We start from the raw sequence: 20,727 nt of genomic DNA on the forward strand, positions 1-20,727 counted from the left end.
TCCGATCCGGGCCGGTCGGGCAGTCCAGGGACTGCCCGACCGGCTCTTCGTGTCTACTCTCCGGCGAGGAGCCGCCAGCCCTCGGCCTGCGTACGCTCGCGCCAGAAGTCGAGGTAGCGGCCGCCGTGCGCGAGCAGCTCGTCGTGGCTGCCGCGCTCCACGATCCGCCCGCCGTCCAGGACGACGATCTGGTCGGCGGCCACGACGGTCTGCAGCCGGTGGGCGATGACGATGACCGTACGGTCGGCGGCGAGCGCGGTCAGCGCTTCCTGGACCGCGGCCTCGTTCTCGGCGTCGAGAGCAGCCGTCGCCTCGTCCAGGAGGACGACGGGGGCGTCCTTCAGCAGCGCCCGGGCGATGGAGACCCGCTGCTTCTCACCGCCGGAGAGCGTCGACCCGGCTTCGCCGATCCGGGTCTGCCAGCCGTGCGGGAGACGCGCGACGATGTCGTCGACCCGGGCCAGCCGGGCAGCCTCCCGCAGCTGCTCGTCGGTGGCGTCGGGGCGCGACATCATCACGTTGTCGCGCAGGCTGCCCTCGAAGAGGTAGACGTCCTGGAAGACGATGGAGACGCGCCGCATCAGGGCCTCGGTGCCGAGATCGCGTACGTCGACGCCACCGAGCCTCACCGAGCCCGCCGTGACGTCGTGGAACCGGGCGACCAGGCGCAGCAGAGTGCTCTTCCCGGAGCCCGACGGACCCACCACCGCGGTCAGCGAGCGTGGCGGCGCGGTGAGGGAGACCTGGTCGAGGACCTGGGTGGTGCCGTCGTAGGAGAAGGCCACGTCCCGCAGCTCGATGCCGCTGTCGGCCGGCTCTGCGGGGGTGGTCGGCTCGGGGAGGGGCTCGAGGGCCAGGACGTCGAGGACACGTCGCAACGAGCCCTCCGCGATCCGCAGCGCGCTGGAGAGCTCGCCGTAGTCGATGAGCGACTCCACGAACCGCACCGTGAGAACGAGAAGACCGATCGCGGTGGCCGGGGCGAGCGTGCCGCCGAGGCTGAGCTGGACGGCCAGCGCGATCACCACGGTGAGCAGCGCCTGGATGGCGAGCAGCTGGATCCCGAGGCCGCCGAAGCCGGTCACCAGCAGCCGTCGGGAGGCCCGCTTCTGCTCCTTCAGCGCGGTCTCGACGAGCTCGTTGCCGTGAACGGTGCGTCCGAAGACCCGCAGCGCCGGCTGGTTGAGGGCGAACTCGACCACGCGCGCCGAGCCCTCGGCCATCGCGGCGTCGTAGGCGCCCTCGCCGCGGCCGACGATCGCCGCGAGGAGCCGGGTGGCGGCCAGCACGGCGAGGACCCCGGCGAGGAGCGCGAGCGCGAGACGCCACTCCAGGAACGCCATCGCGACGATCACGGTGACCGGGCTGACGACGGCGGCGATCAGCGGCCGCAGCAGATGGCCCGGCACCGAGGCGATGTCGGTGGCGCCCTTGGAGGCCATCCGGGAGAGCTGTCCGGTGCGGTCCTGGTCGTACCAGCCCAGCGGCAGCCGTACGGTGTGGTCACCGAGCCTGGCCAGGGTGATGTCGAGCAGGTCGCAGGCCAGGTCGTAGCCGTCCAGGTTGCCCACCGCCAGAGCGACATGATGAGCCACGAAGAGGCCGGCGAGCACCATCAGCCATGTCGCCGCGGCGTCCCAGTCCTGACGCAGCGCGGCGTCCAGGACCGGTACGACGCAGGCGAAGGCCAGACCCTGGAGCACCCCGGTGGCGACGAACATCGCCACCACGCGGGCGAGCTGACGCTGGTGCGGGCGGTCCACGAGGGCCGCGAGCAGACGGACGATGGTGATCATGCCGACTCCTCCTCGCCGTCGCCGGTCGAGCCGCCGGAGCCGCTCGGCGAAGGCGTGTCGAGACCAACACGGTTTCTGCCCGTGCTCATGACGACTGTGTTGGTCTCGACGCGCTCGGCCGCGGGCGGCCTCACGGCTCGACCGACGGGGGCCGGGTGGGCGCGCTGGTCGGCGGCCCAGAGCCGGGCGTAACGCCCGCCGCGGGCGAGCAGCTCCTCGTGGGTGCCGCGCTCGGCGACCCGGCCCGCGTCGAGGAGCACGATCTGGTCGGCCGCGGTGACCGTCGAGAGCCGATGGGCGATCACCAGCAGCGTACGTCCGGCGACGAGGCGGGACAGTGCCCGCTGGACGAGGGCCTCCGACTCGGGGTCGGCCGCGGCGGTGGCCTCGTCGAGGACGAGGATCGGGGTGTCGGAGAGGAGGGCGCGGGCGATCGCGACCCGCTGCCGCTCGCCTCCGGAGAGCTGGGCGTCCTCGCCGACCACCGACTCGTAGCCGCGTGGAAGCTCGTCGATGCGGTCGGCGATCTGCGCGGCCGCCGCCGCACGGCGTACGTCCTCGTTGGCTGCCTGGGGGTGGGCCAGCCGGATGTTGTCCCGGATCGAGGTACGCAGCAGCCCGGTGTCCTGGAAGACGAAGGAGACCTGCTCGTAGAGCTGTGCGCTCGTCAGCTCGCGCAGGTCCACCCCGTCGATGGTGATCCGGCCGGCCGTCGGGTCGGCGAAGCGGGGCAGCAGCTTGGCGAGCGTCGACTTGCCTGATCCGGAGTGGCCGACGAGCGCGGTCACGGTGCCGGGCTCGAGGACCAGGTCGATGTCGTGCAGCACCGCAGCGTTGGTGGGGGAGTAGGCGAAGGAGACGGCCTCGAGCTCGACTCGCGCCGAGGTCGGCGCGGCGGCGGGGAGCGCGGGCTCGGGAAGCTCCGGCTCGGCCAGGAGCCGCTGGATGCGGCGCGCCGCCTCGGTCGCCTCGCGCAGCTCGCGGGCGGCGTAGCCGGCGACGGTGACCGGTGCGGTCATCGCCAGCCCGAGGACGAGGAACGGGACCAGGTCCGGCCCGGTGAGCCAGCCGGCCCGCAGCATCCAGACCCCGCCACCGAGGACGAGCACGAGGGTGAGCGCGGGGGTGAGCGCGAGCTCCATCAGCAGCATGCCGAGGGCGGAGTGACGCATCCAGGCGCGGTTGAAGCCGCCGAACCGGGTGGCGACCTCGGCCAGGCGCCGGTGGGCCTGCCCGGTGGCACCGAACGTCTTGATCTCCGCGATCCCGCCGCTGTTCTCGACCGTCGCCGCGGCGAGCTCGGCCAGCCCGGCGTCGTAGTCGCGGTAGAGCGCACCGGCGCCCCGCATCGTGATCCGGAACCCGATCAGGCCGAGCGCGAGCGGGACGAGCGTGACCAGCGCGAGCGGCGGGGAGACGACGCAGAGGTAGACGGCGACGACGGTCGGGAGCGTGATCGCCGCGGTGAGCTCCATGACCGAGTGGGCGACCAGATGGTGCAGCGCGGCGACGTCGTCCTGCACCGCCTTCTTGACCGTGCCGGAGTTGCGCTCGGTGAACCATGCCAGCGGCACCCGGCCGAGCCGCGCGACCAGCAGCCGGCGCAGATGGATGGAGAGGTCGAGGTCGGCGACGTGGGAGAGCCAGGACGAGCCGAGCACCGTCGCCAGGCGCACCAGCAGCGCGGCGACGCTCACCCAGACCACGACCCAGGCGCGGTCGGCGTCCACCGCAGAGCCGGGGCCGCCGGTGACCGCGGGCAGCAGGATCCGGGCGAGCTCGACGATCCCGACCAGGGGCACCAGGCCAGCGACGGTCGAGACGACCATCAGCAGCAGGCTGGCGATCAGCCTTCCCTGGACAGGGCGCAGCGTCTGGAGGAGGGGAGAGCGAGCCAACTGATGTCCTGCCGAGATCGGGGGGTTGCGGCGTACGAGATCCTCGGCGTCAGCCGGGGTGACCGGCCGGCGCAAGAAGACGCTCGAGCTCGTCCTCCTGCTCGGTGGGCACGACGAAGAGGAGCTCGTCGCCCTGCTCGAGAGGCTGCTCGGGCGTGGGTACGTAGACCTGACCGTCACGCAGGAGCGTGACCAGCGCGCAGTTCTCCGGGAACGGCACCAGGCCGGTCGGCTTGCCGACATAGGGCGAGTCGGCGGGCAGGGTGATCTCGACCAGGTTGGCCTGTCCCTGCCGGAAGGTGAACAGCCGCACCAGGTCGCCCACCGTGACGGCCTCCTCGACCAGCGCGGACATGATCCGCGGTGTCGAGACGTTGACGTCGACTCCCCACGCCTCGGTGAAGAGCCACTCGTTGTTGGGGTGGTTGACCCGGCCGACGGTGCGCGGCACGGCGAACTCGGTCTTGGCCAGCAGCGAGCAGACCAGGTTGGCCTTGTCGTCGCCGGTCGCGGCGATGACCACGTCGCAGTTGTCGAGCCTGGCCTCCTCGAGCGAGGAGAGCTCACAGGCGTCGGCGAGCAGCCACTCCGCGTCGGGCACCCGCTCGGGCTTGATCGAGCCCGGGTTCTTGTCGATGAGGAGCACCTCGTGGCCGTTGGTGATCAGCTCACGGGCGATGGACCTGCCGACTGCCCCGGCTCCCGCAATCGCTACGCGCATCACTCCTCCTCGGGACCGTTCTTGATCGTCTGGTACGCCTGTGCGGTGTTCTCCTCGCGCATCACGACGTGGAGCACGTCGCCCTCCTGGATCACGCTCTCGCGGACCGGCAGCATGCCCTCGCCGAGCCGGTCGATCCAAGCGATGCGGCTTCCGGACTGGCGCTGGAACTTGATGGTCCGCTCGCCGACCCAGGACTCGGGCATGACGACCTGGTCGATGCGGATGTTGCCCGACATGTCCCGGAAGTCGGGCTCGGCGCCGGCCGGGAGGAGCCGGCGGAGCACCTGGTCGGCGGTCCACTTCACCGTCGCCACCGTGCTGATCCCGAGGCGCTGGTAGACCTCGGCGCGGCCGGGGTCGTAGATGCGGGCCACGACCTGCTGGATGCCGAACTCCTCGCGCGCGACCCGGGCGGAGATGATGTTGGAGTTGTCGCCGCTCGAGACCGCCGCGAACGCCTCGGCCCGCTTGATGCCGGCCTTGAGCAGGACCTCCCGGTCGAAGCCCATTCCGGCGACCTTGTCGCCGTTGAAGCCCGGTCCGAGCCGCCGGAACGCTTCGGAGTTCTGGTCGATGACCGAGACCGTGTGGTTGCGGTCCTCGAGGCTCCTGGCCAGGGTCGAGCCGACCCGGCCACAGCCCATGATCACTACGTGCACCGTGTCATGATTGCACTCGCTCGGCCTGCGCGTCGCCTACGCCCTCGAAGTTGGCGTGTTCGGTGCGATGGCGATCCGGAAGCGCGCGGAAGGCGCTATGTGCCGTAGCGTCTTCCGTTGTGGGTGTTGGTGATGTCTCCAAGCGGATTCTGATCGGCCGCAAGCTCCGCAGCTCGCAGCTGGGTGAGACGCTGCTGCCGAAGCGCATCGCGCTACCCGTCTTCGCCAGCGACGCGCTCTCCTCGGTGGCCTACGCGCCCGACGAGATCTTCATCATGCTCTCGGTCGCCGGCGCCTCGGCGTACGTGTGGTCGTGGAAGATCGCGCTGGTCGTCGTCTGCGTGATGATCGCGGTGATCGCCTCCTACCGGCAGACCGTGCACGCCTACCCGTCGGGTGGCGGCGACTACGAGGTCGCGACGGTCAACCTGGGTGACAAGGCCGGCACGACGGTCGCCAGCGCGCTGCTGGTCGACTACGTCCTCACCGTGGCGGTGTCCATCTCAGCAGGTGCCAACTACGCAGCGTCCGCGCTCCCGCTCCTGCGCGACTACGAGGTGGCCGTCGCCGTCGGGCTGGTCGTCCTGCTCGCCGCGATGAACCTGCGCGGCGTGCGCGAGGCCGGGGCGACGTTCGCCATCCCGACCTACCTGTTCATGTTCGCCATCGCCGCGATGGCTGTCACCGGGTTCGTCCAGATGATGAGGGGCGATCTGCCACAGGTCGAGAGCGCGGCCTACGACATCGCACCGGTTCCCGGCTGGGACGGTCCGCTCACCGCGTTGGCCCTGGCCTTCCTCCTGGCGCGGGCGTTCTCCTCGGGGTCCGCGGCGCTGACCGGTGTGGAGGCCGTCTCCAACGGCGTACCGGCCTTCCGCAAGCCCAAGTCGAAGAACGCTGCCACGACGCTGGCCATGCTGGGGCTGATCGGCATCGCCATGATGATGTCCATCATCGTGCTGGCCCGCGAGATGGGCATCCGGATGGTCGACCCCGGCGAGCAGAACCGCCTCCTGCTGAACGGGGTGCCGCTGTCGGACAGTCACGTCCAGGATCCGGCGATCGCCCAGATCGGGCGGGCCGTCTTCGAGGGGTTCCCGCCCGCCTTCTATCTGGTCGTGGTGGTCACCGGGCTGATCCTGGTGCTGGCTGCCAACACCGCGTTCAACGGCTTCCCCGTCCTCGCCTCGATCCTGGCCAAGGACGGCTACGCCCCGCGTGCCCTCGGTTCCCGGGGCGATCGGCTGGCCTACTCCAACGGCATCGGATTCCTGGCGATCATGGCGATCGTCCTCATCCTCGTCTTCGAGGCCGAGACGACCCGGCTGATCCAGCTCTACATCGTCGGCGTCTTCGTCTCGTTCAACCTCAGCCAGCTCGGCATGATCCGCCATTGGACCCGCGAGCTGAAGTCCGAACGTGATCCCGGTGAGCGGATGCGGATGCAGCGCTCCCGACTGATCAACACGATCGGTCTCTGCATGACCGCCGCGGTGCTGGTCATCGTGTTCGTGACGAAGTTCCTCGCCGGTGCCTGGATCGCGATCCTGGCGATGGTGATCTTCTACTCCGGCATGCGCAGCATCAAGCGACACTATGACAACGTCGCCGCGGAGCTGGCCGCCGACGAGCGCGACCGGGTGCTGCCGACCCGGGTCCACGCGATCGTCCTGGTCTCCAAGCTCCACAAGCCGACGCTGCGAGCGCTGGCCTTCGCCCAGGCGACCCGGCCCAACGCGCTCGAGGCGGTGACCGTCTCGACCACCGACTCCGACACCGCCGAGCTGCTGAAGCAGTGGGACGAGCGCAACCTGCCGATGCCGCTGAAGGTGCTCCACTCGCCCTACCGCGAGCTGATCCGCCCGGTCGTGGAGTACGCCTCGGCGATCCGCGACGCCAACCCGCGTGGAGTCGTGGCCGTCTACATCCCGGAGTACGTCGTCGGCCGCTGGTGGGAGCAGTTCCTCCACAACCAGACTGCGCTGCGGCTCAAGGGCCGGCTGCTGTTCACGCCGGGCGTCATGGTCATCTCGGTGCCCTACCAGCTGGCATCGGGCAAGGAACGCGCGGAAGAGTTGCGCGAAGAATACTGGCTGGCCCCCGGGCTGCGCCGAGGAAGCGACGGACGACGATGAGCGGCACACGCAGACCCCCACGCGGGCGGCGGCCACGTCCGAAGGCCGCGAAGGGCGAGTCCTACGTCGGTCGGCGCTTCGAGGTCGAGGTCGGGCCGGTCGCGCACGGCGGTCACTTCGTCGCCCGGGTTCAGATCGAAGCCGGCACGTCCAAGGAGGGCTCTCGCGTCGTCTTCGTACGCCACGCCCTGCCCGGCGAGCAGGTGGTCGTCGAGATCACCGAGGGCACCGCCGGTGACCGGTTCTGGCGCGGCGACGCGGTCTCGGTGCTCGAGGAGTCACCGGAACGCGTCGTTCCGCCGTGTCCGTACGCCGGCCCCGGGCTCTGCGGCGGCTGCGACCTCCAGCACGTCTCGCTCTCGGGGCAGCGCGACCTGAAGGCCACGGTCCTGCGGGAGCAGCTGGTGCGGCTGGGTGGCCTCGACGCCGCTGACCCACTGCTGACCGCCCTCGTCGTCGAGGCCGTTCCCGGCGATGTCGACGGCCTGCGGTGGCGTACGCGTCAGCGCTATGTCGCCGCGCCAGGCGGTGGACGCGGGATGCGGAAGTATCGCTCGCACGAGGTGATCCCCGTCGACGACTGCCTGATCGCCGCTGTCGACGCGCGCGAACCCGCTCCCGGGACCGTCGTCGAACGAGTCGACGTCGGGGGAGTCGCGCACACCTTCGAGGTCGCCACCGACGGCTTCTGGCAGGTGCATCCCGGTGCGCCGGAGGCGTTGGTCTCGGCTGTGCTCGCAGCGCTCTCGCCGGCCCCGGGCGATTCCGCCCTGGACCTCTACGCCGGTGTGGGTCTCTTCTCCGCCTATCTCGCCGACAGGGTGGGACCCTTCGGGAAGGTCGTCGCCGTCGAGGGAGACCGGACCGCGTCCGCGCTCACCGCGAGCAACGTCCCATCCGCCGAGGCGATCGCAGGCGACGTCGGCACCGTCCTGGCCGACCTGGGGGAGCGGTCGTTCGACCTGGTCGTCCTCGACCCACCCCGCGAGGGCGCTCGACGAGCCGTCGTCGAGGCCGTCGTCGCGCGCACGCCCCGGAAGGTCGCCTACGTCGCCTGCGACCCCGCGGCGCTGGCTCGCGACGTAGCGATCTTCGCCGAGCACGGTTACCGGCTGCGCTCCCTGCGCGCCTTCGATCTCTTCCCGATGACTCATCACGTCGAGGCCGTCGCACTGCTGGAGAGGACCGACTGACCGGCTGCGTACAGGCCCAACTCCTTCAGGTCGGTTCCACAGGGCGCTGAAGGCGACCGGCGCGCTGTCGACGGTGAACTCGGACATCGGCATGCCGAACCCACGGACGACGTCGACCAACGGGTTGTCGTCGATGGTCACCGCCAGGATTATCCTGGAGTCGCCGGCGCTGTCCTGGTCCTGTGCGCCGTCGCGCTCGACCGCACCTATATCGGTTGCGCATCGTGGACATCGGCGCTGAGATGCTGTCGTGAGCGATGACCTGTGGGGGACCGACCGGCTCGATCTGACCGCCTATCTGGAGCGGATCGGGGTGGCTGAGCCGCCCGGTCCCTCGCGCGAGGTCCTGGAGGAGATCTACGACGCACACCTGCGCACCTTCACCTTCGACAACATCGACGTGCTGCTGGAGCAGCACCCTGGCGTCGACCTGGCGGACGTGCAGACGAAGTTCGTCGGGCGGGGGAGAGGCGGCTACTGCTTCGAGCACGGGACGCTCCTCGCGGCAGCGCTCGAGCAGTTGGGATACGCCGTCGAGCGACGGCTCGCGCGGGTCGGTGACGACCCGACCGGCGCCGGACGTACGCATCTGGTGGCCGTCATCGATCTCGACGGCGAGCGGCTGCTGGCGGATCCCGGGTTCGGGCTGAGCGTGTGGCGGCCGATCCCGCTGGTCGACGGGGCCGTCGACCAGCTCGGCGGCATCACCCATCGGGTGCGGTGGACCGAGCTCGGCTGGGCGCTGGAGCGGGCGAAGGGCGAGGGGTGGGATCTGATGCACACCCACGACGAGGCGCTGGTGGTGCCCAGCGACGTCGCGCTCGGCCACCACTACACCAGCACCCACCCGACGGTGCACTTCCGCCACCGGCTGATCGTGACCAAGCTCCTCGCCGACCGTCACGTCAGCCTCACCCACGACACCGTCACCATCCGCCGTGCGGGCGAGGACACCGAGCACCGCGAGATCGGGCTGGACGAGGCGATGGCCTACGTCGAGGAGCTCGAGGTGCCGCTCACCGACGACGAGCGTGTCCGCCTGCGCGAGCGCCTGGAGACCCTCGAGTCCCAGGCGAGTCGCTAGCGGGCGGCGTCGTCGGTGATGGCGCGCATCGCCATCGTCGGGTCCTCGGAGAGGTCGGTGATCAGCTGCTTGCGGTCGAGGACGGCCTCATCGAGGTGAGGGCCGAGGGAGCCGAGCAGCTCCCTGGTCGTCGCGGTCGGCACCGTGTCGAGCACGCGCGTGCCGCGCCGGTGTGAACGAGGCACTACGCGGGCGAGCGCATCCGCCACCGATCGGGTCGCGCCGGCGAACGGTGCTGTGATCGGCTCGGTGATCGGGCCGAGCCAGTTCGCGGCGCGCTCGGCCTCGGCGTGAGATGTGCGCGCCTTCAGGTCCCCGAGGCGTACGTCCTCCAGAGCCTGCTCCAGAAGATGCTGCTCCCGGAGGGCGAGAGCGACGACGACGGCAGCGCCGAGTGCGGCGAGCAGAGCGAGGCTAGCGACCAGCATGGACCTTGACCTCGGCCACGACACCCTCGTCGGCGAGCCGTTCGCGCAGCGACTCGGCGGCTTGGTCGTAGACCATCTTCGAGAGCAGCGCGGGGCGCACCCGGTGCAGCATCGTGGCCGCCTTGGTCTGGGCGGAGGCCAGCTCGAGCGGGTTGAGGATGCGGATGCTCAGCAGTCGGTCCTCGGGCGGGAGCTCGGCGTAGGCGTTTCGCGGCGCCGTCAGATCGGCCTGCTCCAGCCGCCACAGCAGCCCGATGGTCTCGGCGCGCAGGGCCTTGTTGGACCGCCGCAGGCGCCAGGCGACAGCGGCGGCGGCCGCGGCGACCACCAGTGCCACGACAGCGATCAGGGTGCTCAAGGCTCTCCTCGCATCATTACTGGTTTCCGGCGAGCAGCGGCCCGCCGGGAGGCCCGGTCGGAACAATCATGGAGCATCCGAGGATCGCTGTCAGCGGCGGTGGTCACAACGCGGCGCGCCGGGTGATTCGAATTGTCGTTCGACATCATGTATCTTGATATCAAGAGATTGGGCGGGTGGCCGCCACAAAAGGTTAGGTGAGCCTTTGTTTTCCCGGCGCGGGTAGCCGGGGCAGGATGGGTTCCAAAGACTTGAATTCGTACGTCTGTAGACGCGAGCAAGGAGATGAACGCGTTGGCCAGCAAGGACAGCTTCGGTGCCAAGAGCACCCTGGACGTGGACGGTAAGTCCTACGAGATCTTCCGCCTGGATGCGGTCAAGGGTGAGGGCCTCGACGTCGCGTCGCTGCCCTTCTCGTTGAAGGTGCTGCTGGAGAACCTCCTGCGCACCGAGGACGGCGCGAACATCACCGCCGACGACATCAAGGCGCTGGCGGGCTGGGACGAGACCGCCGATCCCGACAAGGAGATCCAGTACACGCCGGCGCGCGTGATCATGCAGGACTTCACCGGCGTGCCCTGCATCGTCGACCTCGCCACCCTGCGCGAGGCCGCGGCCGAGCTCGGCGGCGACCCGACCAAGATCAACCCGCTCTCGCCGGCCGAGATGGTCATCGACCACTCCGTGATCGCCGAGGTCTTCGGCACCCCGGAGGCGTTCGAGAAGAACGTCGAGATCGAGTACGAGCGCAACCGCGAGCGCTACCAGTTCCTGCGCTGGGGCCAGACCGCCTTCGAGGACTTCAAGGTCGTCCCGCCGGGCACCGGCATCGTGCACCAGGTCAACATCGAGCACCTGGCCCGCACCGTCTTCACCCGTGAGGTGGACGGCGAGCTGCAGGCCTACCCCGACACCTGCGTCGGCACCGACTCCCACACCACCATGGTCAACGGCCTGGGCGTCCTCGGCTTCGGCGTCGGCGGCATCGAGGCCGAGGCCGCGCTGCTGGGCCAGCCGGTCTCCATGCTGATCCCGCGCGTGGTCGGCTTCAAGCTCAACGGCGACCTGCCCGAGGGTTCGACCGCGACCGACCTGGTGCTCACCATCACCGAGATGCTGCGCAAGCACGGTGTGGTCGGCAAGTTCGTCGAGTTCTACGGCGACGGCGTCACCGCGCTGCCGCTGGCCAACCGCGCCACCATCGGCAACATGAGCCCCGAGTTCGGCTCCACCATCGCGATCTTCCCGGTCGATGAGGAGACCATCAACTACCTCAAGCTCACCGGCCGCTCCGAGGAGCAGCTGGCGCTGGTGGAGAAGTACGCCAAGGAGCAGGGCCTCTGGCACGACCCGGCCGCCGAGCCGCGCTTCTCGGAGAAGCTCGAGCTCGACCTCGCCACGGTCGTCCCCTCGATCGCCGGCCCGAAGCGCCCGCAGGACCGCGTCTCGCTCACCGACGCCAAGGCCTCTTTTGAGGGTCACCTGCCGACGTACACCTCCAAGGCGACCGACGCGAAGATCCCGGTCACCCTGGCCGACGGTCAGCAGTTCGAGCTGGAGAACGGCGCGGTCACGATCGCCTCGATCACCTCCTGCACCAACACCTCCAACCCGTCGGTCATGATCGGCGCGGCGCTGCTGGCCAAGAAGGCCGTCGAGAAGGGCCTGACCCGCAAGCCGTGGGTCAAGACCACCCTCGCGCCGGGCTCGAAGGTCGTCACCGACTACTACGACAAGTCGGGCCTCACGCCCTACCTGGAGAAGGTCGGCTTCAACCTGGTCGGCTACGGTTGCGTGACCTGCATCGGCAACTCGGGTCCGATCATCCCCGAGGTCTCCGCCGCGGTGAACGAGCACGACCTCGCCGTCGTCTCGGTCCTCTCCGGCAACCGCAACTTCGAGGGTCGCATCAACCCCGACGTGAAGATGAACTACCTCGCGTCGCCGCCGCTGGTCATCGCCTACGCCCTGGCCGGCAACATGAACGTGAACCTGTTCGAGGACCCGCTGGGCCAGGACCAGGACGGCAACGACGTCTTCCTCAAGGACATCTGGCCGACCCCGGCCGAGGTCGAGGAGACCATCGCCACCTCGATCTCCTCCGACATGTTCACGAAGGACTACGCCGACGTCTTCGCGGGCGACGAGCGCTGGAAGAACCTGCCCACCCCGACCGGTGACACCTTCACCTGGGACGAGGACTCGACCTACGTCCGCAAGGCTCCCTACTTCGAGGGCATGGACAAGACCCCGGCCCCGGTCACCGACATCGAGGGTGCCCGGGTGCTGCTGAAGCTGGGCGACTCGGTCACCACCGACCACATCAGCCCTGCCGGCAACATCAAGAAGGACTCGCCTGCCGGCAAGTACCTCATCGAGCACGGTGTCGAGCAGCGGGACTTCAACTCCTACGGCTCGCGCCGAGGCAACCACGAGATCATGATCCGCGGCACCTTCGCCAACATCCGGATCAAGAACCAGGTCGCCGCGGGCACCGAGGGTGGCTACACCCGCGACTTCACGCAGCCCGACGCTCCGGTCAGCTTCGTCTACGACGCGGCGCAGAACTACGCCGCGGCCGGCACCCCGCTGGTCGTCCTCGGCGGCAAGGAGTACGGCTCCGGCTCCTCGCGCGACTGGGCTGCCAAGGGCACCTCGCTGCTGGGCGTCAAGGCGGTCATCACCGAGTCGTTCGAGCGCATCCACCGCTCCAACCTCATCGGCATGGGCGTCATCCCGCTGCAGTTCCCGGTGGGCGAGAACGCCGACAGCCTCGGCCTGACCGGCGAGGAGACCTTCTCCATCTCCGGCATCACCGAGCTCAACGAGGGCCGCACTCCGAGGACGGTCAAGGTCAGGACCAACACGGGTGTGGAGTTCGACGCGGTCGTCCGCATCGACACCCCCGGTGAGGCCAACTACTACCGCAACGGCGGCATCCTGCAGTACGTCCTGCGCAGCCTGGTGAGCTGACCCTCCACCTCCTGCAGGCCGGGCCCGTTGCTCCGATGGAGCGACGGGCCCGGCCTCATGACATCTGGGCGAACGCCGGGCGAACATGCCCGCTGGAGGCCGAGATGAGTGCTCGCCGGGGATGACGGCGTCCTAGATTTGGGTGTGCCCAATCGCAGAGCGTTTCTGCTGGTCGGCCTCGTGGTCTTCGTGCTGTGCCTCCAGACGGCTGTCGCGACCGCGCCGCTGCACCAGGCCGACGAGCGTGCCCACGCGGGCTACGCGGAGGTGCTGTACCGGGGACAGCTGCCGACGATCGACACCCCGATCCCGGCGGAGCCGAACGCCTACCCGCGGATGTCGGCGATCCTGGCGACCAAGGACGAGGCGCACAGCGCGGTCTGGGTCGCCAACCATCCGCCGCTCTTCTACGTCCTGTCGCTGCCGATGGTCGCGCTGGGTGACGTCACCGGTCATCCAGGGGTCACCTACTTCGGCATGCGGCTGCTCAACGGCATCGGTCTGACCCTCTCGGTCCTCCTGGTCGGGCTGATCTCGCGTGAGCTGGTGCCTCGACGCCCGGCGGTGCCGCTCCTCGCCGCGGCTCTCGCGCTCTCCTGCGGTGCGATCCCCTACCGCGGCGGCGGCATCTACAACGACGGCCTCTCCGTCGTGACCATGCTGTTCGTGGTGCTGGTGGCGCTGCGGATGGTCAGAGCGGGGGTCACCCCAACCCGGATCGCGCTGATCACAGCCGCGGCCACCGCCTCGGTGGCGACCCGGTCGACAGGGGTGATCGCGGTGGCGCTCGCCTGCCTGGTCGTGGTCGGCGCGACGTGGCTGCACCGGCGCAGCCGCGCGGGTCTGGTGCGCGGTCTCGTGGGCGGTTTCGTGGTCGGCATCGTGCCGGTGGTGGCGGTCGCCTGGTTCTACGTACGCAACATCCGTCTCTACGGCGACCCGACGGCCTCGGCAGCTCTCTTCGAGAAGTTCGGCCGGGAGCCCTCGGGCACCACGCTCGGCACCCTGCTCGACCCGACGTTCCACTGGCAGCTCTTCGCCTCGCTGTGGATCGACGAGCGGCTGCTCGACGTGCTCGTCGTGGTGCCGGTCCTGGTGCTCGCGATCATGCTCGCCGCGGTCTGGGCCGAGGCCCGCGCGCGGCACCGTCAGCGCATCGGCCGGCCGGCCCTCCAGCGCTGGGCCCGCACCGTCTCCGCGGAGGACTGGGCAGCGTGGGGTGTCGTGGTGGGCTACTCGGCGCTGGTGGTCGCCAGCGTCGCCTCCTTCATCGCCGGCGGCGGCTGGATCCATGCTCGATACGCGATGCCGCTGCTGCCGCTGACGGCCACCCTGGTGGCTCTGGCCGTGCTACGCCTGGCCCGGGCGCTGGCGCCAGGGGCAGAGCCTGCTGCGCTGGAGTCGAAGGTGGCGTACGTCTTCGTCTCGATCATGCTCGCCGCGGCCCTGGTCGCCCACGTTCTGCTGCAGACCCAGCTGACCGGTCCGGTGCACAGCCTGCTCGGCGGCGGCCTCTTCGTGATCGGCGACGCGGTCGTGCTGGCGGCAGCGGTGGCGCTGGTGCGTGCGCTGCGAGCTCAGCCGGTGCAATCGGAGAGCGAGACGACCTCGATCTCGGGGCCAGGGCGCTCGAACGCGAGCGGGTACCAGTCGTAGCTGAAGTCGAAGGAGAAGCTCGGCGCGCTCGCTCCGTCTCGGTAGGGCGAGATCGTCACGATCTGGTCTGCCTCGCGTCGCAGCCGATCGTAGTAGGCGGCGGCGCCGCTCAGCCCGGCGGCGAGGCCGCGGTCGCGCTGGTGGCTGGTGACCAGCACCCAGCAGTAGCCCTCCTCGCGGTAGGTGTCGACGAGCTCGGGACCCAGCCGTGACTCGTACTCCTGGAACGGCCGCGCGACCGGCCGTTGCACGACGTCTGCGGAGTCGAGGTACGCCGCCGGGAAGGCCGGCTCGACCACGATCCGGGCTCCGGGCGGGAGGTTGTCGCGGAGGTGACCGAGGGCAAGGGCTCGGGTGTCGGTGCGGGTGAGGATGACGGAGTTGCGCACCGAGTCGGCCAGGGGCTGGGCGAGCACGAGAAGTGCAACCGCCGGCAGTGCCAGCTCGGCAAGGCGGGTCCGCCCCCGTTCGGTGAGACGCCTGGCGATCCAGCCGGCCAGGACGACCGCCCCGAGCCCGGCCAGGACGGCCAGGAGCGGGTAGGTCGGCAGCATCCAGCGGGCGAAGAACCGACCTTGGGTGGAGGCGTAGAGGTAGAGCACGACGGGGAAGAGAACCAGCAGCAGCGTACGGCCCCGGTCGCTGCGCAGCCCGGATATCGCGCCGAGCAGCGCCATCGCGACCGGCACCACACCGAGCCCCCAGAGGAAAGAGTACGGGTAGTAGGACCAGGCGGCGCCGCTCTGCCCGATCTTGCCGGCGGGGAGCTGCGCCGACTGCCCGCTGTACTGGCGGACCGCGTAGTCGAAGTCGATCACCAGGAACGGGTTGACCAGCACGAACGCCGCGAAGCAGGCCACCCCTGAGCAGACGAGGACGGTGAGGGTCGGGAGCACCCGGTCCCTGCGCTCGAGGAGACGCAGGAGGCCGGCCAGCCCGACGACCAGCGCGACCGGTCCGGCGGAGTACTTGGTGCCGGCGGCGAGCCCGACCATCGCGCCGGCGAGCGCGAAGTCGGCCAGGCGGCCGTCCTCGTAGGCGCGCAGCGATGCCCAGATCGCCAGCGACACCGGGATCAGCGTGACGATGTCGTTGAGCGCCTGATGGCTGTAGAAGACGGGGAGGAAGGCGAAGCCCAGCAGGGCACCGGCGATCAACCCGGCGGCGGCGCCGTAGAGCCGGCGTCCGAGCCGGTAGACGACGTAGACCAGGACGGTCGCCAGGGTTGCGACCACGACCCGTGACACCCAGAAGACCTCGCCGGGATCGGCTGCCAGCTGATCGGTCACGTCTTGGCCGATGTAGACCACCCGCAGCATGATGGCCAGCAGGTAGGTCAGCGCCGACGGGTTCTGGAAGTAGCCCGGGTTGAGGTCGCCGTCCGCGGCAGCCGCGGCCTGCGGGACGAAGTGGAGCTCCTCGTCGGGGTTGTAGACCTGCGGCAGACCATGGTCGATGCCGACCAGACGCAGCGCGAAGGACCCGGTCAGCAGCGCTCCGAGCAGCAACCTGATCCGCCCCTCGCCCCCGTCCCGGTGGTCCGGGAGGAGGGGAGGGTGCGGCAGATGGACAGTGGACACGCGCGGACGGTAACCGCAGGCCCGCGCGAAGGTGCGCTCGATCCGCCGCTGTTCGACAGATTGTCACCGGATGGCCAGGTTCCGGCCTCAGGCGAGCGAGGCGATCCTGGCGCGGCTGTCCTCGCTCAGGGTGGCCAGGAGGGCCTCCGCGGCCTCGCCCTGGTCGGCGGTGGCGGCCACCACCTCGGTCAGGGTCTCATCGGAGAGGCCGGCGAGGAGCGGGTCGAGCACCGAGGTGTCGTCGAGGAAGAGCGCCACCTGGAGGATCTCGGCGCCGGAGGCGCCGTCCATCACCTGGAGCGAGGTCTCGGGACCGACGACGCCGGTGAACCGCGCCAGCGTGAGGACGTGACCGTCGGCCAAGAGCCGGCGGCCGACGTCGACGACCAGAGCCTGGTCGAGCTTGGCGATGATCGCCTCGACCCGGCTCGGATCGAGGTGGACGGAGAGCTCGGCGAGGAACTCCGGTTTCAGGTGGCCGGCCAGCTTCGCAGCGTCGGCGGGATCCATCACCGCAGCCACGCGGGCGCTGAGCATCGGACCCATCGCGATCTCGGTGATCTTCGCGGTGACCGCCGCGGGGAGCTTCTTGCTGACCGCGGCCAGCCCTTTGACCCGGGACTCGTGGCGGCTGAACATCGCGTGCGAGACGATCCCGCGCAGGTCGCGGAGGTCGTCGGGGGAGGTGGTGGCGAGGAACGCGAGCTCGGCCTCGTCCACATGCATCTCGTGGGCGAGCTTGGTGATCTCCAGCGCGCTGGTCAGAACTGTCATCGGGCACCTCCGAGCATCCTCTGGACGACCCCGCGCAGCATCTTCGGGACCATCTTCAGCGCCTCGTCGAGAGAGGCGTCGAACGCCTTGTCCTCCGCGGTCATCACGCCCCGGACCAGATCGTCGAAGCGGTCCAGCTGCTGGTCGTCGTACGCCTCCAGCGGTGCGAGCCGCGTGGCCGGCACGCCGAGCGTGGCAGCGAGCCGGTCGAGTCCCTCACTCATCGCCTTCCTTCCCGCCGGCTGTGGCACGTTCGGCCCCCGGCGGCGCCACTATATGCAGGCGACGGAGGCAGTTGCAGAGGCAGTTGGATATCGTCTCGGCATGCTCGTCGCCTTCTCGATCGCCCCGACGACCTCCGACGACCCCGATGGCTCGGTGGCCGCCTCCGTCGCGGAGGCGATCCGCATCGTCCGCGAGTCCGGACTGCCCAACGAGACCAACGCCATGTTCACCAACCTGGAAGGTGAGTGGGACGAGGTCATGGGTGTCATCAAGCAGTGCGTCGACGCGGTCGCCGCCGTCTCCCCGCGGGTCGGGCTGGTGCTCAAGGCCGATATCCGGCCCGGCTACACCGGCCAGCTCACCGCGAAGGTCGAGCGGATCGAGCAGGAGCTCTCCGGAGACTGAGGCTAGAGCCCGCGGGCCATCGCGTCCTGTCCGGTCTTGATGGCCTCCCGGATCCGGGAGTACGTCCCGCAGCGGCAGACGTTGCGGATCGTGTCGAGGTCGGCCTCGGTGATGGCGCGGCCCTCCTTGCGGACCTTGTTGACGAGGGCGACCGCGGTCATGATCTGGCCGGGCTGGCAGTAGCCGCACTGGGCGACGTCGTGCTCGAGCCAGGCCTCCTGCATCGGGTGCAGGCCGTCGCCCGGGGCGGTGTCGGCGAGACCCTCGATGGTGGTGATCTCGTCGTCGGTGCCGATGTCGGCGACCCGCACCGAGCACGGGTTGAACGCCTTGCCGTTGATGTGCGACGTACAGGCCTTGCAGACGTTGATGCCGCAGCCGTACTTCGGGCCGGTGACACCGAGGACGTCGCGCAGCACCCACAGGATGCGTACGTCGTCCTCGACGTCGACGGTGACGGTCTCGCCGTTGAGCTGGAAGGTGTGAGAAGGCATCGGTGACCTCAGAAGGTGTAGGCGAGGCCGTCGGTCGGCGACTCGGGGACGGACGGGATGAAGGACTTGGGCTTGAAGTGGATCGGCTCGTTGAAGTTGATCGGGAATTCCGTCGGCATCTCGCCGGTCGCACGTGCGTAGGCGCAGGCGACCGCGGCCATCGAAGCGGCCACACCGGCCTCACCGACACCACCGGGCTGGCCGCCGTGCGACTCCATCACCTCGCACTCGAACTCGAACGGCGTGTTCCACTGCCGGGTGTAGGCCGAGTTGTCCCAGCTGGCCTCCAGGAACTGACCGTCGACCAGGTGGTTGCTGTAGGTCAACGCCTGGCACATACCGTCGGAGAAACCCCCCATCATCTGGGCGTTCACGCCGGCAGGGTTGATCACCAGGCCGACGTCGGCGACCACGACGGCCTTGGTGATTCGAGGCCCGGTGACCGCGTCGCGCACCTCGCGGTTGACGGTCTCGGGGCGGCAGTCGATCTCGACGAGGACGGCGGTGGCGCCCTTGTACTCCTTGTGGACGGCGATGCCCTGTGCCGTTCCTGCGGGCATCGATCGACCCCAGTCGCCGAGCTCGGCGGCACGGTCGAGCACCCGCTTGACGGCGTCGCTCTTGAGGTACCTGCGCCGGAAGACGACCGGGTCCAGCTTCAGCTTCTTGGCCAGCTGGTCGACCATCAGCTCGCTGGCCGTGGCGACGTCGGGGGAGTAGATGTTGCGCACCGAGCTGGTGTTGAACCGGTCGACCTCGGGCTTCGGCTCGTTGAGCAGCTGGGTGACCACACCGAAGTTGTAGGGCAGCTCCTGGCTGAGCAGGAAGATCGACTCCGAGAAGCTCAGGTTCGACAGACCGGTCGGCAGCGCCGCCACCTCGGCGGTCAGCCGCTCGCCGAGCCCGTGGGTGAAGTCGGTGGCGACGCTGGAGTGGCGCTGCTCGAAGGTGAGGATGCTCCCGGCCAGCACCGTCGCCCGGACCTTGGAGACCGCCATCGGGTGCACCCGGCCCTGGCGCGGCTCGTCGGCGCGGTGCCACATCAGCTTCACCGGCGCACCGAAGGCCTTGGAGGCGAGGGCGGCCTCGACGGCGGCGTCACTGAACAGCTTGCGGCCGAAGGAGCCGCCGCCCTGGACCACGTTGACCGTGACCTTGGTCTGCGGGAGGCCGAGCGCCTTGGCGATCCGGCCCTGGGCGTCGATCGGCGACTTCAGGCCGCCCCAGACGGTGGCCTCGCCGTCGCGTACGTCGGCGACCGCACAGTTCGGCTCGAGGGCCGAGCCGCTGCGGAAGTGGAAGGTGAACTCGCCGTCGACCGAGGTCGCCCCGATCTTCGGCACCGCGAGCGGGATCTGTCCGTCCTTGAGCTCGGCCTTGATGTCCTTGGCCGACAGCCCGCCGACCGTGCCGGAGTTCCAGGTGACGTCCAGCGCGCGTACGGCGTCGATGCACTGCCCGAACGTCTTGGCCCGGACCGCGACACCGGTCGGGATGATCGCGACGTGGGTGACGCCCGGCATCGTCTCGACCTCGCCCTTGTTGCTGATCGACTCCGGCGTCCCGTTGAGCTCGGGCGCGCGGCACACCATGGTGGGCAGGGCGTCGGGGATGTCGAGGTCCATCGCGAACTGCTTCTTGCCGGTGACCGCCTCGCGCGCGTCGATGCGCCGATGGGGTTTGCCGACGACCTTGTGGTCGGAGGTCTTCTTCAGCTCGACCTCGACCTTCTCGGTCGTCGGCTTCGCTGCCTTGGCAGCGGCTTCGCCGTACGTCACCGACGAGCCGTCCGGGAGGCTGATCACGCCTTCCTTGGTGGTCAGCTGGGTCACCGCGCCCCCGAGCATGATCGCGGCCGCCTCGAGCAGCGCCTTGCGGGCGATGGCGGCGGCGACCCGGACCGGGGTGTAGACCGAGACGATCGTGTTGGACCCGCCGGTCAGCTGGTTGAACAGCAGCTCCGGGCGAGCAGGTGCCAGCGTCACGTGCACGTGGCCGACCGGGAGCTCGAGCTCCTCGGCGATCAGCATCGCGACGGCCGTGGTGATCCCCTGGCCTACCTCCATCCGCGGCAGCGCGAAGTGGGCGTGCCCCTTCTCATCGACCTCGATCGCGATCAGGTTCGAGGTCGGCATCGCGCAGTGCGTGAGGAAGTCGTTGAGGTCGTAGACCTCGGGGATCTGCGGCACCGACGGGATCGGTGCCGCGTTGGCCGCCGACGGCGTCAGGCCCAGATCGGCTGCCGCGATCAGGGTCGCGCCGCCGATGACGTAGCCGACGAACGAACGTCTGGAGACCCGAGACGGGCCCTCAGCGGGATGATTCTCCATGGTGTGCTCACTCCT

Annotated in this window: 17 protein-coding genes; 6 read left to right on the forward strand and 11 right to left on the reverse strand. The window is 69.7% G+C overall.

Translation table 11 applies throughout. The features are described 5' to 3' along the window. Positions 1 to 53 precede the first annotated feature (53 nt). The 4 genes from H5T77_RS00850 to H5T77_RS00865 are packed head-to-tail and all read right to left on the reverse strand — an operon-like array spanning position 54 to position 5,077. The gene (locus H5T77_RS00850; RefSeq protein WP_292643998.1) at positions 54 to 1,796 is read right to left on the reverse strand and encodes an ABC transporter ATP-binding protein; all 1,743 of its coding nucleotides are present in this window, start codon (positions 1,794 to 1,796) and stop codon (positions 54 to 56) included. Then, positions 1,793 to 3,694, reverse strand: coding sequence for an ABC transporter ATP-binding protein (locus H5T77_RS00855; protein WP_292644000.1), 1,902 nt, complete (start codon positions 3,692 to 3,694; stop codon positions 1,793 to 1,795). The genes H5T77_RS00850 and H5T77_RS00855 overlap by 4 nt, the downstream gene beginning before the upstream one ends. A gap of 49 nt (positions 3,695 to 3,743) precedes the next feature. Next, a complete protein-coding gene (locus tag H5T77_RS00860; protein ID WP_292644001.1) occupies positions 3,744 to 4,415 on the reverse strand; it encodes a potassium channel family protein in 672 nt (223 codons plus the stop codon). After that, positions 4,415 to 5,077, reverse strand: a complete 663-nt coding sequence (locus H5T77_RS00865) for a potassium channel family protein (protein WP_292644004.1) — start codon at positions 5,075 to 5,077, stop codon at positions 4,415 to 4,417. The genes H5T77_RS00860 and H5T77_RS00865 overlap by 1 nt, the downstream gene beginning before the upstream one ends. A 119-nt stretch (positions 5,078 to 5,196) precedes the next feature. Here H5T77_RS00865 and H5T77_RS00870 point away from each other — a divergent pair, with 119 nt between their 5' ends. From H5T77_RS00870 to H5T77_RS00880, 3 genes are all read left to right on the forward strand, one after another. Continuing rightward, complete coding sequence (locus H5T77_RS00870; RefSeq protein WP_292644006.1) at positions 5,197 to 7,212, forward strand: APC family permease; 2,016 nt, start codon at positions 5,197 to 5,199, stop codon at positions 7,210 to 7,212. After that, positions 7,209 to 8,405, forward strand: a complete 1,197-nt coding sequence (locus tag H5T77_RS00875) for a class I SAM-dependent RNA methyltransferase (RefSeq protein WP_292644008.1) — start codon at positions 7,209 to 7,211, stop codon at positions 8,403 to 8,405. The genes H5T77_RS00870 and H5T77_RS00875 overlap by 4 nt, the downstream gene beginning before the upstream one ends. 250 nt (positions 8,406 to 8,655) lie before the next feature. Then, positions 8,656 to 9,489, forward strand: coding sequence for an arylamine N-acetyltransferase family protein (locus tag H5T77_RS00880; RefSeq protein WP_292644010.1), 834 nt, complete (start codon positions 8,656 to 8,658; stop codon positions 9,487 to 9,489). Here H5T77_RS00880 and H5T77_RS00885 read toward each other — a convergent pair. Beyond that, the gene (locus H5T77_RS00885) at positions 9,486 to 9,917 is read right to left on the reverse strand and encodes a hypothetical protein (protein WP_292644012.1); all 432 of its coding nucleotides are present in this window, start codon (positions 9,915 to 9,917) and stop codon (positions 9,486 to 9,488) included. The two genes, H5T77_RS00880 and H5T77_RS00885, sit on opposite strands and share 4 nt — an antisense overlap. Further along, entirely contained in the window at positions 9,904 to 10,275 is a 372-nt protein-coding gene (locus H5T77_RS00890; RefSeq protein ID WP_292644014.1) for a hypothetical protein, read from the reverse strand. Before H5T77_RS00890 ends, H5T77_RS00885 begins: the two co-directional genes overlap by 14 nt. 285 nt (positions 10,276 to 10,560) lie before the next feature. Between H5T77_RS00890 and acnA the strand changes: the two genes are divergently transcribed. Further along, positions 10,561 to 13,248: an aconitate hydratase AcnA gene (gene acnA, locus H5T77_RS00895; protein WP_292644016.1), complete on the forward strand. Its 2,688-nt coding sequence runs from the start codon at positions 10,561 to 10,563 to the stop codon at positions 13,246 to 13,248. Between the two features lie 144 nt (positions 13,249 to 13,392). Then, a complete protein-coding gene (locus tag H5T77_RS00900; RefSeq protein WP_292644018.1) occupies positions 13,393 to 14,904 on the forward strand; it encodes a hypothetical protein in 1,512 nt (503 codons plus the stop codon). Here H5T77_RS00900 and H5T77_RS00905 read toward each other — a convergent pair. From H5T77_RS00905 to H5T77_RS00915, 3 genes are all read right to left on the reverse strand, one after another. Continuing rightward, positions 14,826 to 16,484, reverse strand: coding sequence for an ArnT family glycosyltransferase (locus H5T77_RS00905; RefSeq protein ID WP_292644020.1), 1,659 nt, complete (start codon positions 16,482 to 16,484; stop codon positions 14,826 to 14,828). The two genes, H5T77_RS00900 and H5T77_RS00905, sit on opposite strands and share 79 nt — an antisense overlap. 87 nt (positions 16,485 to 16,571) lie before the next feature. Further along, positions 16,572 to 17,258: a hypothetical protein gene (locus tag H5T77_RS00910; RefSeq protein WP_292644022.1), complete on the reverse strand. Its 687-nt coding sequence runs from the start codon at positions 17,256 to 17,258 to the stop codon at positions 16,572 to 16,574. Continuing rightward, positions 17,255 to 17,482, reverse strand: a complete 228-nt coding sequence (locus H5T77_RS00915; protein WP_292644024.1) for a hypothetical protein — start codon at positions 17,480 to 17,482, stop codon at positions 17,255 to 17,257. Before H5T77_RS00915 ends, H5T77_RS00910 begins: the two co-directional genes overlap by 4 nt. A gap of 100 nt (positions 17,483 to 17,582) precedes the next feature. Between H5T77_RS00915 and H5T77_RS00920 the strand changes: the two genes are divergently transcribed. Next, positions 17,583 to 17,888, forward strand: a complete 306-nt coding sequence (locus H5T77_RS00920) for a thiamine-binding protein (RefSeq protein WP_292644026.1) — start codon at positions 17,583 to 17,585, stop codon at positions 17,886 to 17,888. 2 nt (positions 17,889 to 17,890) lie between these two features. Here H5T77_RS00920 and H5T77_RS00925 read toward each other — a convergent pair whose 3' ends face one another. Next, positions 17,891 to 18,382 carry a (2Fe-2S)-binding protein gene (locus tag H5T77_RS00925; protein WP_292644028.1) on the reverse strand — a complete coding sequence of 164 codons (492 nt, stop codon included), beginning with the start codon at positions 18,380 to 18,382 and terminating at the stop codon, positions 17,891 to 17,893. 8 nt (positions 18,383 to 18,390) lie between these two features. Next, positions 18,391 to 20,712, reverse strand: coding sequence for a molybdopterin cofactor-binding domain-containing protein (locus tag H5T77_RS00930; RefSeq protein ID WP_292644030.1), 2,322 nt, complete (start codon positions 20,710 to 20,712; stop codon positions 18,391 to 18,393). Positions 20,713 to 20,727: the final 15 nt, after the last annotated feature.

This window comes from Nocardioides sp., from assembly GCF_014360585.1.
Lineage (GTDB): Bacteria > Actinomycetota > Actinomycetes > Propionibacteriales > Nocardioidaceae > Nocardioides.